Source organism: Pontibacter akesuensis (assembly GCF_001611675.1).
Lineage (GTDB): Bacteria > Bacteroidota > Bacteroidia > Cytophagales > Hymenobacteraceae > Pontibacter > Pontibacter akesuensis.
Genome location: NZ_CP014766.1, coordinates 3517833 through 3534603 on the forward strand (window position 1 = coordinate 3517833; position 16771 = coordinate 3534603).

At 52.5% G+C, this 16771-nt stretch carries 15 protein-coding genes; 9 read left to right on the top strand and 6 right to left on the bottom strand.

Going from position 1 to position 16771, the window contains the following annotated elements:
- Positions 1-21 precede the first annotated feature (21 nt).
- From bioD to bioB, 3 genes are all read right to left on the bottom strand, one after another.
- Positions 22-669, bottom strand: coding sequence for a dethiobiotin synthase (gene bioD, locus A0W33_RS14850; protein ID WP_068838914.1), 648 nt, complete (start codon positions 667-669; stop codon positions 22-24).
- On the bottom strand, positions 666-1787 hold the full coding sequence (locus A0W33_RS14855; RefSeq protein ID WP_229802296.1) for an aminotransferase class I/II-fold pyridoxal phosphate-dependent enzyme: 1122 nt from the start codon (positions 1785-1787) through the stop codon (positions 666-668). Before A0W33_RS14855 ends, bioD begins: the two co-directional genes overlap by 4 nt.
- 82 nt (positions 1788-1869) lie before the next feature.
- Positions 1870-2871 (bottom strand): biotin synthase BioB, encoded by a 1002-nt coding sequence (gene bioB / locus A0W33_RS14860; protein WP_068838916.1) that lies wholly within the window; start codon positions 2869-2871, stop codon positions 1870-1872.
- 492 nt (positions 2872-3363) lie between these two features.
- Between bioB and A0W33_RS14865 the strand changes: the two genes are divergently transcribed.
- Complete coding sequence (locus A0W33_RS14865; RefSeq protein WP_068838917.1) at positions 3364-4170, top strand: polysaccharide deacetylase family protein; 807 nt, start codon at positions 3364-3366, stop codon at positions 4168-4170.
- Positions 4171-4446: 276 nt separating this feature from the next.
- Here the strand turns inward: A0W33_RS14865 and A0W33_RS14870 are convergent, their stop codons facing one another.
- Together A0W33_RS14870 and A0W33_RS14875 are read right to left on the bottom strand one after the other, a co-directional pair.
- A complete protein-coding gene (locus A0W33_RS14870; RefSeq protein ID WP_139237226.1) occupies positions 4447-4794 on the bottom strand; it encodes a DUF6970 domain-containing protein in 348 nt (115 codons plus the stop codon).
- A 234-nt stretch (positions 4795-5028) separates the two neighbouring features.
- Positions 5029-5661: a hypothetical protein gene (locus A0W33_RS14875; RefSeq protein ID WP_068838919.1), complete on the bottom strand. Its 633-nt coding sequence runs from the start codon at positions 5659-5661 to the stop codon at positions 5029-5031.
- A 167-nt stretch (positions 5662-5828) separates the two neighbouring features.
- Between A0W33_RS14875 and A0W33_RS14880 the strand changes: the two genes are divergently transcribed.
- The 4 genes from A0W33_RS14880 (at position 5829) to A0W33_RS14895 (ending at position 10582) form a co-directional block, all read left to right on the top strand.
- Positions 5829-7400 carry a vitamin K epoxide reductase family protein gene (locus tag A0W33_RS14880; RefSeq protein ID WP_068838920.1) on the top strand — a complete coding sequence of 524 codons (1572 nt, stop codon included), beginning with the start codon at positions 5829-5831 and terminating at the stop codon, positions 7398-7400.
- Positions 7384-8718: an amylo-alpha-1,6-glucosidase gene (locus A0W33_RS14885; protein WP_229802295.1), complete on the top strand. Its 1335-nt coding sequence runs from the start codon at positions 7384-7386 to the stop codon at positions 8716-8718. Before A0W33_RS14880 ends, A0W33_RS14885 begins: the two co-directional genes overlap by 17 nt.
- Before the next feature lie 101 nt (positions 8719-8819).
- Positions 8820-9764 (top strand): manganese catalase family protein, encoded by a 945-nt coding sequence (locus A0W33_RS14890; RefSeq protein ID WP_068838921.1) that lies wholly within the window; start codon positions 8820-8822, stop codon positions 9762-9764.
- Positions 9765-9790: 26 nt separating this feature from the next.
- Complete coding sequence (locus tag A0W33_RS14895) at positions 9791-10582, top strand: DsbA family oxidoreductase (protein WP_068838922.1); 792 nt, start codon at positions 9791-9793, stop codon at positions 10580-10582.
- Between the two features lie 95 nt (positions 10583-10677).
- Here A0W33_RS14895 and A0W33_RS14900 read toward each other — a convergent pair whose 3' ends face one another.
- Complete coding sequence (locus tag A0W33_RS14900) at positions 10678-11694, bottom strand: ion channel (RefSeq protein WP_229802291.1); 1017 nt, start codon at positions 11692-11694, stop codon at positions 10678-10680.
- A gap of 219 nt (positions 11695-11913) precedes the next feature.
- Between A0W33_RS14900 and A0W33_RS14905 the strand changes: the two genes are divergently transcribed.
- From A0W33_RS14905 to glgX, 4 genes are all read left to right on the top strand, one after another.
- The gene (locus tag A0W33_RS14905; protein WP_068838923.1) at positions 11914-12234 is read left to right on the top strand and encodes a four-helix bundle copper-binding protein; all 321 of its coding nucleotides are present in this window, start codon (positions 11914-11916) and stop codon (positions 12232-12234) included.
- A 461-nt stretch (positions 12235-12695) separates the two neighbouring features.
- Positions 12696-13328 carry a DUF2911 domain-containing protein gene (locus A0W33_RS14910; protein WP_068838924.1) on the top strand — a complete coding sequence of 211 codons (633 nt, stop codon included), beginning with the start codon at positions 12696-12698 and terminating at the stop codon, positions 13326-13328.
- 622 nt (positions 13329-13950) lie between these two features.
- The gene (locus A0W33_RS14915) at positions 13951-14175 is read left to right on the top strand and encodes a hypothetical protein (protein WP_068838925.1); all 225 of its coding nucleotides are present in this window, start codon (positions 13951-13953) and stop codon (positions 14173-14175) included.
- Positions 14176-14536: 361 nt separating this feature from the next.
- The gene (glgX, locus tag A0W33_RS14920; protein WP_068838926.1) at positions 14537-16696 is read left to right on the top strand and encodes a glycogen debranching protein GlgX; all 2160 of its coding nucleotides are present in this window, start codon (positions 14537-14539) and stop codon (positions 16694-16696) included.
- Positions 16697-16771 lie beyond the last annotated feature (75 nt).

A 16771-nucleotide genomic window follows, 5' to 3' on the forward strand; every position in this document is an offset into this window, starting at 1 on the left:
TGATTCGGCACACCTAAATTTTTATCGTAAAGTTTTTTCGATAGGCTGAGCTGTTTCTAAGTATGCTTTAAACTCCCGGGCGTAGGTTGCCACGGCATCCTTGCAAAAGTCGGCTTCCTGACGGATAGACGGCAGGCGGCGCAAACCGGTATACTTGACGATAAAGTCCTCGGAGGTTTGGTTTTCCTCGCCGTTAAAGATAATGCCCGCCACCGGAATTTTGCGGTAACGCAGCACCTCTGCCGTGAGCAGGGTATGGTTTATACTTCCCAGGTAGTTGCGCGATACCAGCACCACTTCCAGCCCCAACTGCTGCACCAGGTCCAGCACCAGGTAGCGTTTGTTCAGGGGCACCATCAGGCCACCGGCTCCCTCCACGATCAGGTTATTCTGCGTGTCGGGTAGTTTCAGTCCTTTTACATCAATCTCAATGCCTTCGGCAGCGGCAGCCTTGTGCGGGGACGAAGCCATCTTGAGGCGGTAAGCCTCCGGGTGAAAAACCGAACGGGTATTGGAGACAAGGCTCTGCACCGTGTCTGTATCGGTAAAGTCGAGACCGCCCGCTTGCACGGGTTTCCAGTAGTCAGCTTGCAGGGCCTCGGTGAGTATGGCTGCGGCAACTGTTTTGCCCACGTCCGTTCCGATGCCTGTTACGAAATATTGTTTCATGTACCTTTGGCTATGGCCTTCACGAGGCCCTCAATTTCTTGTTCTGTATTAAAAGCATGCACGATAATGCGCAGCCGCTCGGTACCCTGGGGCACAGTGGGCGACAGCACGGGCCGTACATCAAAACCATCTTGTTGCAGCGCAGCCGCCAACTCTTTGAGTCGCTGAGGCTGTTGCGGGAAAACAGACAGTATCACGCTGTTTTCGGGAGAGCAGCGAATGCCCTCCAAGGTGTTCAGTTTTAGGTACAGTTGGTGCGCCAGCTTCTTTGCCCTTTCCCGCTCTTCAGCAAGATCGGGCAGCAAGACATAAGCGCATTTCAGGCTCACCAACGCATGCGTTGGCAGCCCGGTAGTATAAATAAAAGCGCGACTGTAATTGATGAGGAAGTCGCGGAGCACGTTAGGTCCTACTACGGCCGCACCATGGCTTCCCAAGGCCTTGCCGTACGTAAGCACGCGTGCAAACACGTCCTGCTGCAGCCCCAGGGCCGAAACAAGTCCTTCGCCTTCCGCACCGTAGAGGCCCACGGCATGTGCCTCATCTACTATAAGCGCTGCCTGATGTTCGTTACACACTTGGGCCAGTTCCTCTAAAGGAGCCTGGTCGCCATCCATGGAGTAAACCGATTCCGCCAACACATATACTTGCCCGGCAGCGTGTTTTAGCTTCTGCTGCAAATCCGCCACGCTGTTATGCCGAAACGGGAAGGCTTTGGCAAAGCTGAGGCGCAGCCCGTCTTTCATGGAGGCATGGCTGGCCTCATCGTAAAAAACGGTATCGCCGCGCTGTGGCAAAGCCGATAGCAAACCAATATTAGCTGTGTAGCCGGAGTTAAAAAGCAAGGCCGCCTCCGCCTGGTGAAAGCCTGCAATCGTACTTTCCAGCTCCTCAAAAAGCAGGTGGTTACCAGATAAAAGGCGGGAGCCGGTTGCTCCCAAAGGCAGATGCTTGTACTTGTGTTCCTCGGCACGGATCAGCTCCCGCAGCCTTTCGGAACGCGCTAAACCAAGATAATCATTTGAGCAGAAATCCACCAGCCCGGAGGTGGTCTTTAACGCCCGCAAATTTCCCTGTTCTTTCCGCTCCGTGAGCTTCTGCTGCAGCTTGTATGACAAAGGATGATGTGACAAAGGACAAAGGAATTAGAAGTTGTTGTACTAAAATGTCTCTTTTGTCTTATGTCAAATAGTCTTTTGTCTACCCAACCACCGGCTGCGCTTCTTCCTTGAATGATTTTCTCGGGCTTAGGCCCAGCAACTGGAACATCGCTTTGTCCGCATCGAAATCCGGGTTAGGCGTTGTCAACAGCTTTTCGCCGGTAAAGATGGAGTTGGCGCCAGCCAGGAAGCAAAGTGCCTGGTCTGTTACGCTCATGCGCTCACGGCCAGCCGACAGGCGCACCATGGATTGTGGCATCAGGATTCGCGCGGTAGCGATCATGCGCACCATCTCCCAAACCGAAACAAGCGGCTGGTTCTCCAGTGGGGTTCCTTTAACAGGCACCAGGGCATTTACCGGAACCGACTCCGGGTGCTGCTCCATGGTTGACAAGGTATGCAGCATGCCGATGCGGTCTTCGTCCGTCTCGCCTAAACCGATGATACCACCTGAGCAAACCGAAATACCGGCCTTGCGCACGTTATCAATTGTGTTCAAACGATCATCGTAGGTGCGGGTAGTGATGATGCTGGCGTAGTTTTCAGCAGAGGTGTCCAGGTTGTGGTTGTAGGCATACAATCCGGCTTCTTTCAGCTTCTCGGCCTGGTACTCGTTCACCATACCCAGTGTACAGCAAACCTCCAGCCCCATGTCGTTCACGCCTTTCACCATGTCCAGCACCTTGTCGAAGTCGCGGTTGTCGCGCACCTCGCGCCAGGCAGCGCCCATGCAGAAGCGGGTAGAACCACCTTCTTTGGCGCGCTGTGCCGCCGTCAGCACCTGGTCTTGGCTCATCAGTTTGTGCACATCCACCCCGGTGTGGTAGCGCGCCGCCTGTGGGCAGTAGGCACAGTCTTCGGAGCAGCCGCCTGTTTTCACCGACAGCAGCGTGCACACCTGCACCTCGCCGGTGGCCTGGTACTGCTTGTGCACAGTAGCCGCCTCCACGATCAGTTCGAGTACTGGCTTAAAGTAAATAGCTTTTATTTCTTCCAGGCTCCAGTCGTTTCGGAGACTTGTGTTTTGTCCGTTTAGCATCATGGTACGCGTGTTTTGGGTTACGAAGGTAATTTGAAGATTTAGGAATTAAAAATCAAAAGTATGGGTACATTTCGTGGATAATTAACTAAGTAATTCAGCTTGTGCAGGTTTTCTGTGGATAAATTCTTTTGTTGATATGTTAAGAATTTTTCGGTGAAGCAGCCACTGCAAGCCCGAGGTGCGGTATAAAGCCTGAGCTTTCAGTAGAATATGTTTCCTGCCGCTATGCTGTAAAAAAAGATGTAGGGCTGAAAGTTTTTAAAAGTATCTGGTGAAGCGGCCAACTAAGTCGCTGCTTTATAATTTCGGGAACTGAGGATAGCTAATTTTACTATCTTGGGTATCCAATCATACTTTATCCTAAGCCGCTCCACACGTAGTGTAAGAAGTGCAAGTGTGTGCTTTACTTAACATGGAGTTGTGGAGAAGCCGGTGCAAGTATGGATGAGAAAGTATGGAGCCTCGTTAACACCATTCTAAACAGTAACTTTTATGAAGTCAGTTGTTATACTTATACTTTGCCTTTGTGGCCTGCCGGTTTTTGCGCAGCAGAAAAACGTGTGGAACGGTAAAAGAGCGGCCGTGGTGCTCACGTATGACGATGCCCTACACGTGCATCTGGATAATGCCATACCTGCCCTGGATTTGCTGGGGCTGAAGGGTACATTCTTTCTAACTGCCGCTGCGCCCGCTTTCACCGAGCGGCTAAAGGAGTGGGAGAAGGTAGCCTCAAACAAACATGAACTCGCGAATCACACGCTTTTTCATCCCTGCATCGGCAGCCGCCCCGGCCGTGAGTTTGTGACGCCCGAGTATGACCTGGCTACCTATACAGTGCGCCGCATCACCGACGAAATCAAGGTCACCAACACCATGCTAAATTCAGTGGACGGAAAAACAGAGCGCACCTTTGCCTATCCTTGCGGCGATACGACTGTCGGTGGCGTGCCTTATGTGGATGCGGTTAAAGAAAACTTTGTGGCTGCACGTGGTGTGCAGGGCAAAATGGTGCCGCGCAATGAGCAGGACCTCTACAACATAGGCACGTACATGATCAGTGGGCAGACGGGGGAGGAACTGATTGCGCTGGTGAAGGAAGCCATGAAAACGAACAGCCTAGTGGTGTTTCTCTTTCATGGCGTGGGCGGCGAACATGGCCTGAATGTGTCGCTGGAGGCGCACCGTAAGCTGTTGCACTTCCTGAAGGCGCAGGAAAAGCACGTATGGAATCCTACATTTTTAGAAGCCGCGAACTATCTGAAAGCTGAGGAGCCGGTAAAGAAAGCGAGCCGGAAGTGAGGAATGACTCTAAGTAACAGGCAAGAGCAGGTGGTGTATTTGGATTTCCCGTTGCGGACAAGTATAAATCCTAAGCCCCGGTTGTGTCCTGTGCTTCTAAAATCCGTAGTCTTTCCTCCGGCAGTTGTGGATCAAGCGCATCGTGCAACTCATCCGAGGGCATCTTTTCTTTTTCTGAATTCAATGCAGTGGTTGGTTAGAAGCCATACTTCTTATACTTGAACTTTAAAGGTGAAATAAGCAAGTATAGGAGCTGAATGCTGAGGCGTGTCTAATTTATTTCTGAATTCCCACAATCCCAATGTACTTGGCGTTTTCATAAAAGTCGGCGCATGTTGCATCTCCCGCTGCTTCGCATAGCTTGTTTCCATTACAGTCTGTGGGATATACTACCATATCGGCGCAGTGATTCCCCAACACGTAATATTGCTTGCGCTTGTATTCGTACAAGGTCAGATAAAACTTGCACCCTGGATCTTCGCCCTGATAAGGTACCATCTCGTTTTGCTCCAGATATGTTTCAAGGCAATCCTGAACACAGGTTACATCGTCTTCTTTGTCGCAGCTGACGCCTAGAAACAGGAAGAACATGAATGCAAGAATAGTAGTGATGCGGGTTTTCATAGGTTGCGTTTTATAGTACCTATCTCCCTGACCCCTACAATTGCCTGCAGGTTGCATCGCTGGTGCATTAAACTGCCTCGTATTGATAGCGGATGAAGCTACGTTTATGATGCTGATGCTAAGGCCTTTTGCAAATACTTCTTCCTAAATCAAATTTCTACAAAAGCATGTAAAACACCGCTTAGATTATAATCAGAAAAGGCATCCATAAAGGGATGCCTTTTCTGATTTGTTTTATACTTCCTTTGCCTCCTCCAGGTGCACCAGGTAGCGCGTCAGGTTATCCCACTGCATCTCCTGGAAGCCAGCCCAGCCGCCCTCTGCCACCAATGTGTTTAGCACGGCGCGGTCACCGGCTTCCTCGCCATGGTTGTTAATGCCTTCGTTGCGGCCAATCTCGAAGGCTGATAGCTTGTTGCCTTCACGGGTTACGCGGAAAGTACTGCTGGCCTCTTTTATAAAGAAGTGCTCGATCTTGGCATCGCCCTCGCCGAGTTCTGACGGCTGTTCGCTTGGGTGCACCACGAACTCTGCCAGGTTCTCCTCCTCCCGCACGGCCGTCACTCTTACCCAGTTCTCCAGGTCCGAGCCCGGAAGTATGATTTTAATATAATATCCTATTTCTGGCATTTTGGCTGTGGTGCGGTGGCCACGGTCGTCGTACAGGTAAAAGGTAGAGTTTACCCCGCCGATTTTTGTCCACATGTTCACGTCAAACAGCTTTGCCTTCGATCGCTCAAACGCCTCCCGGGCCTCCGCCTCCGTCTGAAATTCGTTGTGGTTCTGGTAGAGCTTGTCTTTTGTCTCTTCCCCCTGCACCACCTTTATCTCCTTTTTTATACTATTCACTACATCTTTGATCGACATATTTTTTCCTCCTCCTACTTAAAGTGATGTTCCATTAGTTGGATAGAATTACGGCTGTGGAGGGGAGGAGTTTGGTAGTCAGGGTGATATTCTCTTCATACGGTGTATTTAACCGCTGCCGCAACAGCTCCGTATACCGAAGTGCACCGCAGATATATAACTATACTATGGAAAAGATGAACAACGGTGAAGGCGGCAGCCACAAGGGCAGCATGGGGATGCGTGGCGTAACACGACCCATGGCCGAGAAAGAGGTGCGGCAGCACAACCATGAAATGCACGGCGACAGTGAGCAGCACAGCAAGGACAAAGGGAAGGAAATGCAGGGGATGGATATGTCTGACGAGATGCGGGAGAAGATGCTGCGCATGCACCACATGCAAACGCTGTGGGTGTACTGGATGATCATCATCCTGGGCGCCTGGGTGCTGCTCTCGCCGCTCACCTTCGACTACGGCATCGGCACTGTGCAGCCCTCGGGCGGCAGGAGCGTGTGGCTCAGCATGGAGCAGCGCATCGGGTTCATGAAATGGAGCGACATCATCAGCGGCGCCTTGCTGATGTTCTTCGGTTGGCGCGGGCTTACGCCTAACCGACCCGTTAGTCTCTGGATCTGCTGCTTTATCGGCATCTGGCTTACCATGGCCCCGCTGCTGTTCTGGTCGCCCACGGCAGTGGCCTACCTGAACGATACCATGGTGGGTGCACTCATCATAGCCCTGACCATACTTATACCGGGTATGCCCAACATGATCATGTACATGAAGATGGGACCCGACACGCCTCCCGGCTGGAGCTATAACCCCTCCAGCTGGCCGCAGCGCTGGATTATGATGGTGCTGGCTTTTGTGGGCTGGGTCGTGTCGCGCTACCTGGCTGCTTTCCAGCTGGGCTACATCGATACGGTTTGGGATCCTTTCTTCGGGCAGCAGAGCGAGCAGGTGCTTAACTCGGCCATGTCGCACAGCATGCCGGTGTCTGATGCGGGCCTGGGCGCCATTGCCTACACGTTCGAGTTTTTGATGGGCTGGATGGGCGCCCCGAGCCGCTGGCGCACCATGCCCTGGATGGTGGCTATCTTCGGAATTCTTGTAATTCCGCTGGGGATGGTGCACATCTTCCTGGTAATAAGCCAGCCGGTGATTGTGGGCGCCTGGTGCTTTTTCTGCCTGCTGGCCGCCGCTATCATGATCCCTATGATTCCGTTGGAGGCGGATGAGGTGATTGCCATGGGCCAGTTTATGAAAAAAAAGGTGAACCAGGGCGAAAGCTTCTGGAAGGTGTTCTGGAAGGGTGGCAACATTGAGAGTGACGCAAAGGACGAGGCACCTGAAATGATGGCCTTCCCGCAGAAGCCAGGCCCCGTTTACAGCGCCTCCATCTGGGGCGTCAGCTTTCCCTGGACGCTGACCGTAGCCACACTGCTGGGAATAGCCCTGGTGTTTGCACCCGGTATTTTTGGGGTGCCGATAAAAGAAACTGTGGCCGATGTGTTTCACCTGGCGGGCTCGCTGGTGGTGGTCACCTCCATTTTCTGCATGGGGGAGCCTTTGCGCAGGGGGCGCTACTTTAACTTACTGCTCGGGCTTACAGTGGCGGTGGCGCCCTGGTTTTTGGGCAACAGCCCCACCGGCTTAAGTATAACTGGTATTGTGCTGGGTTTGGCAGTGGCGGCACTGTCACTCCCGCTGGGGCCTAAAACGCAAACTTACGCGGGCTGGGATGAATACATCAAATAAAGAACAGGCGGCACAGGAGCGTGAGGTGCTGACAGACGAGGAGATGGCATCGCAGGTGCGCGAACTGCTGTACCGGAACATGATCAGCGGGCAGCGGGGAGGTTTCGATTACCACTACACCAAACCGTCGCCGGGCACTTACCCTTATCAGTATTTCTGGGACACCTGCTTCCATGTGTTTATACTTCTGGCAATGGACGAGGTGGACATGGCCAAAAAGCACATGCGCAGCCTCTTTCAGATGCAGCGGCCCGATGGCTTTGTGGGGCACATGAGTTACTGGAAGCGCCTGTGGCCCGCCCGCATCACCGATATTTTTCAGCTCCGGCCTAAAGATGCGCTGCGGGTGTACAAACCGCACATGTCAGCACTCGTGCAGCCGCCTCTCGCTGCGGAGGCCGTGCTGCGCATTTACCGGCATACACCGGATCAGCAGTTCCTAAACGAGATGCTGCCCAGGCTAACATCCTACTACAACTGGCTGCAGCGCAACCGCGATTTTGAAGGGGAGGGGCTGCTTTCCATCATCTCGCCCTACGAATCGGGCCTGGACTGGAAAGCAAGCTTTGACCCTGTGCTACAGTATGACAAAGGGCAGGCGGGGCCGCTGCTGTTCTGGAAGGTGCTGCAGGTAGATGCCCACAACTTCATCCACAACTATCACCTGCCAGCCATTTACCGGAGCAACAGGTTTATTGTGAAGGACGCAGCCTTTAACACCATCTATGCGCAGAATCTGGAGGCACTGGCCCAATTGTGTTCCCTGGCTGGCGACCACGATGCTTGCCAATACTATCAAACACAGGCCAACAAAACGGGTAGGAGCATACTCAGGTACATGTATGATGAAGCCGATGCCGCTTTCTACGACCTGGCCGGGCATAATTTCCAAAAGCTTAAAGTCAGGACGGGCACTATCTTCTTTCCGGTGGTGCTGCGCCAGGTGCCCGAGGAGGTGTGCAAGCGCGTGCTGCACCGGCACCTGCAGCAGAAGGATGGCTTCCATGTTCCTTATCCCATCCCGTCGCTGGCCGTAAATGAGCCTGCTTTTAACCCTGATGCCTCGCTCTACATCTGGCGCGGCCCCACGTGGGTGATGTTCAACTGGTTTATGCACGGGCACCTGCTCGAGGCGGGCTACAGGCAGGAGGCGCAGGACTTGCTGCTAAGTATAAAGCGGCTTATTGCCAAAAGCGGCTTCCGTGAGTATTACAACCCTTTCACCGGCGAGGGGCACGGGGCTGAGGAGTTCACCTGGTCCGGGTTGGTGCTGGACATGATCCGGAGACAGCAGGTGGAGGAGGAGAACAGGAGCTAAAGCTGTCACAATGCTGTAGGAGAAGGCAGATATCCTTATTGGGACGTAACGCGTTTATAGAACACTAAGCACCTTTGTTTAACCACTAACTATGAAAGCCTATGTTCTACCACGTAAAAGAACTACAGTTTAACGCGCGCGTCTCTAAGCCTGACCCGGCCTTTGCCAGTATGCTACTGGAGCAGTTCGGAGGAGCAAACGGGGAGTTGACGGCAGCCATGAACTATTTCGTGCAGTCTTTCGCCATGCGGCAACCGTTCCCCGACAAGTATGACATGCTGATGGACATCGCCACAGAAGAGTTCAGCCACCTCGAGATAGTGGGCGCCACCATACAGATGCTGCTGGGGCCTATAAACGGCGAGCTCAAGAACGCTGCTGAGGAATCCGAGATCATGCAGCTGCTCGACGGCAAGGCCAAGAAAGAAGAGTTTATTCACAATGCTTTTATGAATCCGCAGTTCTTCGCCTTAAGCGGCGGCGGACCAACGTTAAGCAACAGCCAGGGAGTGCCGTGGACGGCAGCCTACATCCATGCAAACGGAGACCCTACCGTGGATCTGCGCTCGGACATGGCGGCAGAGTCCAGGGCGAAGATTGTGTACGAGTACCTGATGCAGTTCACCGACGACCCGTACGTAAAGGAAACGCTCCGCTTCCTGATGACGCGCGAGGTGGCGCACTACCAGATGTTTGAGGCAGCGCTCGAAACCATCCAGCCAAACTTCCCGCCAGGGGTGTTGCAGGGCGACCCACGCTACAGCAACAGCTACTTCAACCTGTCGAGCGGCGCCGATGCCCGGGGACCATGGAACGAGGGCCAGACGCCGCACCTGGGCGAGACCTGGAAGTATGTGGAGGAGCCTTTCTCGCATGTGGTGGAGTCGTACGGCATGACCGAGAACCACCCGCCATCGGATACGCCACGAACCATGAAAAGCGTGGACATGGCCAATGAAGCCTTGAGCAAAGAACGCAGCGCGATGGTGAAGGCAGCCGTACCAACAGGAGAGAACCAGTGGTGCGAATACCCGAACAACTGCTAGTTGATAGGGATTGAATCAAAGATAGAATGACAGAAACTGAAAAAAAGCAAAGAATAAAACAGGAGGGGTCGGTGCAGATAGAGGTCTACACCGACCCTCTTTGCTGCTGGAGCTGGGCCTTTGAGCCGCAGTGGCGCAAGCTACGCTACGCGTTTAGCGGCAAGATAAAATGGCGCTACCGCATGGGTGGCCTCATACCCAGCTGGGACAGCTTCAGCGACCCGATGAACTCCATCAGCAGACCCCTGCAAATGGGGCCGCTCTGGCTGGAGGCAAAGCACAGGTCCGGCATGCCCATACACGACCGGGTGTGGTTTGAGAATCCGCCCAAATCTTCCATCCCGGCTTGCCTGGCGGTAAAGACAGCGGAACTGCAGTCGCCGGTGGCGGCGGAGCAATATTTGCGGGCCGTAAGGGAAGCTGTGATGCTGCAGGGGCGCGATATCTCAGAGCGCAAGGTGTTGCTGGAAGTTGCCAGTGAACTTGCCAGGCGCAAGCCGGCGGTGCTGGATTTCAGCCGCTTTGAACAAGAACTGGGGAGAGAGGCATCTAAAAAAGCCCTGGAGGAAGATTTGCAGAAAACACGCCTGCATGGTATTACACGCTTCCCGACGCTTACCATACATAAACCGGGCGCGGCTGGGGTGATGATCGTGGGGTACAGGCCCTACGAGGCGCTGCTGGAGGCGCTGAAGCAGGTTGCCCCTGAACTAACACCCACACAGCATGCCGAAGACGAGGAAAAGTACAGCGCGTATTGGGGAGAGGGTATTACGGAACGTGAAGTAGCAGAGGCATTGCAGACCAGCGTGTTATAAAGGAACCTATAATCTCATTGATATGATGCTTGCCTACCACTAAGCACATTTGTCGCTGCTAGCTTTCCTGTTGCTTACCAGCCTTTAGCATACTGTTATTTTGGTTGGTACACATCCTTCCACGACCATCCGTCCATCTCCAGGATGGCCGTCATCACCTTACGCCGCTGCTGCAGATCAACTTTAAAGGTATGCCGTACCGCATCCTTGTCAAGGAGGGGTATGCCTTTTTCCTCCAGTAGTTGCAGGTCCGGTACCGGGGCGCTTTCCTTTGGGGAGGGGTTCTTCAGGAAGCTTCCTTTCACCGTATCCAGGTAAGCGTCCAGTGCCGTTCCCAGCATGTTCATCATCAGCTGGTTTCCCACAGCTTCTTTCGGCACCGCGTTGGCCAGCAGCTGGTAAGCCTCATGCAGCAGGGCAATGGAAGGGGCGATGGAGCGGTCCGGCTGGTTATTGTGGAAGTAGTGAATGACGGGGTAAGAGTGGTGGTGCAGGGTGTGGTGCATCAGCAGCTGGCACAGGTCGGAGGCGTTGTCAAATAAAGCTGAAAAGTCTTGGCCGTTCCAGCTGTTAATTAGTATCTGCTGCGGCGTTTTGCCCATGCCGTTGATGTAAAGGCTAAGCTTGCTCTGCAGGCTAACGGCCGAGAGCACGGGCACAAAGTAGGTGATGGAGGTGGTGATGAACACCAGCCCTGCAAATGCTGCCACATCTGTAACTATACGCCAGATAATGCCTGGTGCAATGAAATCGCCCACACCCAGGGTGGAGAGCGTAAAGCCAGCGTAGTAGAGCTTCTCGAGGGCACTGGCGCTAGCCATGGTCTTGCTATTCACGATGGAGCCTTCCTCGTAGAGCAGGACCAGGAACAGGCCACCCCAAAGTGCCACAATCCAGGTAAACAGGATAGACACAAGGATTGCAGGCCCTGCATACCGAAGCAGGTTTGACCTGCCGTTCTTCCCGGAAGTCAGGAAGAAAGCCTTCCAGACTCCGCGGGTGACTTGATTTGTGATCATGCCACCGCCATTAGAGGAGAGCGCCGTCTTAACGATGTCCAGTATCGTGAAGACAAAAAGCGTTACTCCAAGGCATAAGTATAAAATGTTCATAGGATGCAGGTGGCGGCATGGGTTGTTTCCACTAAACGAATAGCCTGGCGCTGTAGTTATAATTGTGTTCAAAGGAGCAGCAAGCAGGAAAGCTAATAGGACGCTATCGCATCAGAAAAAGAAATTATGTAACGATTATCTAAAATTGTATAAAACACAAGGCGCTTGTTTGGGTATAATAAAGGCACATAAACATTAAACGATTTAAACCTATAAACTATGAACAAGGACTTGATTAGAACATTGGCCGAGTGTGCCGCCGCCTGTAACAACTGCGCCATCTCCTGTCTTGGAGAGGAAAATGTTAAAATGATGGTTACCTGTATCCGGCTGGATCTGGACTGCGCCGCCATCTGCAAGGAGGCCATTGATTACGTGTCTCGCGACTCGCGCTACGCTGGGGAGATTCTGCAGCAGTGCGCCAGAATATGCAGGGACTGCGGTCAGGAGTGTCAGAAGCATGAGGCGCAGCATTGCAAAGATTGCGCCGAGGCCTGCTTCGAATGCGCCGAGGCTTGTGAGCAGTATCAATCCGCCTAGACAGAATTTCTATACCAACAACAGAGGTGCCTGTGCTATACGCAGGCACCTCTGTTGTTATGTGCTTTAAAGCTGCCAGGAACGCCTCCATGCTAAAAAGCGAACACATACAGTTTGCCCCGCGCGCGCAGGCAGGCAGATTGCAACATTAAAATACCTTCCACTGCTTCTTATTCTCATGAAATAGTGTACAAGTAGCCTGACTTATGTTGCAAGGCAGGGGCAGCCTCTGCTCATAAGCCGCAGGGTCTCTACCAGAAAAAGGCGTGCCTGCCTCAAGACTACAGAGGTAGGAGTGGCGAAACCGGTTACGTTGTTTCAATACTTCAGCTATCCGGCTAAAGCAGTTATGCTGAAAAGCAGCGCCTCTTTGCAGTATAAACTGCAAGCACTTTTATTACTACCGGTTTCGCTGTTACTTCGCTGCTTCAAATTTTTAATTATCCTATAGTCAATTTTACATGCTGACAAAAATAAGCAACTACCTTTTCGCCTTTGCCCTTGGCAGTTCACTCGCTGCCTGCAACCAACAGGCAGAGGAGCAGAAAGCCCCTAAACAGGAACAACACCACACCGGTGCACATGAGGCAAAGCCGTCTGAAGGCGCGTTGACAATCCAGGCTCAGTCAGAGCCTGATACCCTGAAAGGTAGCCTCAAAGCCGAGGCGCACGGAAAAGTAGGCCCAGCGCATTTAACTGTAGCGTATCATTCACCTGCAGTACGCGGCAGAATGATATGGGGAGGGCTGGTGGCGCATGATCAGGTGTGGGTAACAGGGGCGCACTCAGCAACCCGCCTGCAAACAGACCACCCGATTATGATCGGTGGACAGGAAATACCAGCCGGTAAGTATGCCTTGTTTACTATTCCCGGCGAACAGGAATGGACGGTGATCATTAACAAAAACTGGAACCAGCACTTGGCAGACGATTATTCTGAAGCAGAGGACGTAGTGCGCCTAACTGTAAAGCCTGAAGCAAACGAACAACATCAGGAGCGGCTACGGTATGAAATCCTGTCTCAAGGCGAAGGTAAAGGTGCTGTTGTCATGAGCTGGGACAAGTTAAAGCTGGTACTTCCGGTGGGTGTTTAGCTAAGGCCCTTAAGCACCTGCCTCTGTATGGGGAGGGGCCTTGCTGGTTAATTTTCAATTAAGAGGACAGGGGAAAACCACAGAAAGAGGGGTAATAATAGGAGTTATGCATTCTCACAATAGGGGTAGTGCTGCCCTATTGTGAAAAAAGGGTACATAAGATCGCTGGGGTATTGGAGCCCACCAGCCAAATAATTGGACATACTACCTAGGTGTTACACCAGAAGCTTGATATATAAATTTGTAGTTAGCTCCATGGCTATAGTCAGGCTGGCATTCCTCAGATTTACTTTGAAAGGTATTCATCAGCAACAGCCCAGGTCTATGTGTGCTTAAAGCAGAGGTGCCTGTGCTGTTCGCAGGCACCTCTGCTTTGTAGGCTCCTTTTATACCAGCTACTGGCGGCAACCGAAATTCGTAAAACTTATTCTGCAAACTGTCAGGTGGCTTATCCTACTGCTCATGGCTTTAACAGCCAAAGTTCATGTGCCAAGTAGTTCATTGTAAAAATTCTTGACTAAGGTTTAAGAGCAAAATACTCAAAATCAACTTAATACATTCTGCTGCGTTAATATTATAAGTTAAACTATTTTGCTTTGCACCAAACTAATTACACAAAACTATGGAAGAGTCACTATTAGGTTTAGGAATCGTGGGAATAGTAATTGCCCTCATTATCTTTATTGTTTACATCTGGAGTATATTCTGGTCTTACAAAGACGCTGAAAGACGTGGAAAGCCGGGTTGGCTGGTGGCAATCGTTGTGGCTTTCCTGGCCTGGCCAATCGGATTGATTCTTTGGCTGGTTGTACGCCCCAGCGACAGTAGCTACTCCCGTCCTCATTAAGGAAAGTATACTATAACATCAAAGTAGAAAGGGCAGCGGTTTCTCCGCTGCCCTTTCTACTGATCTACAGCCTGTCGTAAAGCCGCTGCTGGTTTCTTCATCCCGTGTCAGCCACTTGCCTTTCGGTTAAGGGTGCCCTGCCCGCTAGTTTGCCTGCACAGTTGCTGAACAGATGCCAAGAAATGCCGCATCGGCTGCCGGGAAAAAGCAGGAGTTGCATAAGCATTCTGCAGGGAGTTAACTATTTGGCTTAAGTTAAAGTATACGCTTGTACTAGCTGGAACAGCAACCCGAGAGCATCATGTGGAAAAGCAACATATGCCCGCTCCAGCAAAACAACTTTACATAAGATTAAAAACCTATGAGTTTAAAAGTATATCCAGGACATCCTTACCCGCTGGGTGCAACATGGGACGGGGAGGGTGTGAACTTTGCCCTTTTCTCTGAAAACGCCACCGCCGTGGAGCTTTGCCTCTTCGATACCAAAGATGCGAGCAAGGAAACAAACAAAATAAAAATGACGGAGCGCACACACCACGTGTGGCACGCGTACCTGCCCGGCATTAAACCGGGGCAGTTCTATGGCTATCGGGTGCACGGGCCCTTTGCGCCCCACGAAGGCCACCGCTTTAACCCAAACAAGCTGTTGCTGGACCCATACGCCAAGGCCATCTCCGGTACTATTGAGTGGCACGATTCCCTGTTTGGCTATAAAATGGGCGATAAGAAGCAGGACCTAACCTTCAGCGAAACCGACAGTGCGCCATACATTCCGAAATCGGTAGTGATTGATCCTTCCTTTGATTGGGAAGATGATGTGAGGCCAAATATCCCTTACCACAAAACCATCATTTACGAGACGCATGTGAAGGGATTTACCATGATGCATCCGGAGATCCCGGATGACATAAAGGGCACGTATGCCGCCTTGGCACACCCGGTAACCCTTAAATACCTGCAGGAGCTCGGCATCACGGCGATTGAGCTGATGCCGATCCACCAGTTCATCAACGACCGCATACTGATGGACAAGGGCCTGGCGAATTACTGGGGCTACAACACCATCGGGTTCTTCGCGCCGGATGTGCGCTACTCCAGCAAGGGCACACATGGCGAGCAGGTGGTGGAGTTTAAGGAAATGGTAAAGGCACTGCACAAGGCTGGCATTGAGGTGATTCTGGATGTGGTGTACAACCACACGGCAGAGGGCAACCAGATGGGACCGACGCTCTCGTTCAAAGGCATTGACAACGCGGCTTATTACCGCCTGACTGAGGATGACAAGCGGTACTATATGGACTACACCGGAACCGGAAACACGCTCAACGCTAACCTGCCCAACGTGCTGCGCCTGATCATGGACAGCCTGCGCTACTGGATTCTGGACATGCACGTAGATGGCTTCCGCTTTGACCTGGCTTCTACGCTGGCCCGTGAGCTGCACGAGGTAAACAAGCTAAGCGGCTTCTTCGATATCATTCACCAGGACCCGATCATCTCACAGGTAAAACTGATTGCAGAGCCCTGGGACATTGGCGAGGGCGGCTATCAGGTAGGGGAGTTCCCGCCGGGCTGGGCCGAGTGGAACGGCAAGTACCGCGATTGCATCCGCGACTACTGGCGCGGAGCCGACAGTATGCTGGCCGAGTTTGCCGAGCGCTTTACCGGCAGCTCAGACCTGTACAAGGACGACTATCGCAGCCCGAACGCAAGTATAAACTTCATCACCGCCCATGATGGCTTCACGCTGAATGACCTGGTATCGTACAACGACAAGCACAATGAGGCAAACGGTGAGAACAACAACGACGGGGAAAGCCACAACCGTTCCTGGAACTGCGGCGAGGAAGGCGAAACGGATAACAAGGAGGTGCTGGCGCTGCGGCAAAAGCAGAAACGCAACATGCTTGCCACGCTATTCCTGTCGCAGGGGGTGCCCATGCTGGTGGCCGGCGATGAGATAAGCCGCACCCAGAAAGGAAACAACAACGCCTACTGTCAGGACAATGAGATATCGTGGCTGCATTGGGAGGAAAAGGACGAGGAACTGCTGGAATTCACAAAGCGGCTCATACGGTTTAGCCGGGAGCACCCCGCCTTTACCCGCAGGCGTTGGTTTCAGGGGCAGCCGATTAAAGGCGAAAAGCTGAAGGATATCGCCTGGTTCCTACCGGAGGGCAGGGAGATGACGGAGGAGAACTGGAGCCATGACTTTGCGAAATCGCTGGCGGTGTATTTAAACGGCATGGGCCTTCATTCTAAAGGGCCGAAGGGTGAGCAGATTGTGGACGACAGCTTCTACGTGATCTTCAACGCGCACTTTGAGCCGCTGCAGTACAAACTCCCCCCGAAGAAGTATGGCGATGACTGGATAAAGGTGCTGGACACGGCGGAAGGGGGATTTTGCGATAACAACAACAAGTATGGCGCAACAGAAATTGTAGAGGTTGCCCCACGCTCCGTTGTGCTGCTGCAACACCCGCGTTCAGAAAACGTTTCGGAAGCCAAGCATCAGATGTAATAGAATTGCAAGTATAAAAGAGAAAGCCGGAGCATATATGTGCTCCGGCTTTCTCTTTTATACTTGACATGTCGC

What these genes read in the sequence shown, in the direction of transcription:
- glgX (WP_068838926.1), top strand. Translation starts at nt 14,537, where the DNA reads ATGAGTTTAAAAGTATATCCAGGACATCCTTACCCGCTGGGTGCAACA.
- A0W33_RS14890 (WP_068838921.1), top strand. Translation starts at nt 8,820, where the DNA reads ATGTTCTACCACGTAAAAGAACTACAGTTTAACGCGCGCGTCTCTAAG.
- bioD (WP_068838914.1), bottom strand. Translation starts at nt 669, where the DNA reads ATGAAACAATATTTCGTAACAGGCATCGGAACGGACGTGGGCAAAACA.
- A0W33_RS14895 (WP_068838922.1), top strand. Translation starts at nt 9,791, where the DNA reads ATGACAGAAACTGAAAAAAAGCAAAGAATAAAACAGGAGGGGTCGGTG.
- A0W33_RS14870 (WP_139237226.1), bottom strand. Translation starts at nt 4,794, where the DNA reads ATGAAAACCCGCATCACTACTATTCTTGCATTCATGTTCTTCCTGTTT.
- A0W33_RS14905 (WP_068838923.1), top strand. Translation starts at nt 11,914, where the DNA reads ATGAACAAGGACTTGATTAGAACATTGGCCGAGTGTGCCGCCGCCTGT.
- A0W33_RS14915 (WP_068838925.1), top strand. Translation starts at nt 13,951, where the DNA reads ATGGAAGAGTCACTATTAGGTTTAGGAATCGTGGGAATAGTAATTGCC.
- A0W33_RS14885 (WP_229802295.1), top strand. Translation starts at nt 7,384, where the DNA reads ATGAATACATCAAATAAAGAACAGGCGGCACAGGAGCGTGAGGTGCTG.
- bioB (WP_068838916.1), bottom strand. Translation starts at nt 2,871, where the DNA reads ATGATGCTAAACGGACAAAACACAAGTCTCCGAAACGACTGGAGCCTG.
- A0W33_RS14880 (WP_068838920.1), top strand. Translation starts at nt 5,829, where the DNA reads ATGGAAAAGATGAACAACGGTGAAGGCGGCAGCCACAAGGGCAGCATG.
- A0W33_RS14865 (WP_068838917.1), top strand. Translation starts at nt 3,364, where the DNA reads ATGAAGTCAGTTGTTATACTTATACTTTGCCTTTGTGGCCTGCCGGTT.
- A0W33_RS14875 (WP_068838919.1), bottom strand. Translation starts at nt 5,661, where the DNA reads ATGTCGATCAAAGATGTAGTGAATAGTATAAAAAAGGAGATAAAGGTG.
- A0W33_RS14910 (WP_068838924.1), top strand. Translation starts at nt 12,696, where the DNA reads ATGCTGACAAAAATAAGCAACTACCTTTTCGCCTTTGCCCTTGGCAGT.
- A0W33_RS14900 (WP_229802291.1), bottom strand. Translation starts at nt 11,694, where the DNA reads ATGAACATTTTATACTTATGCCTTGGAGTAACGCTTTTTGTCTTCACG.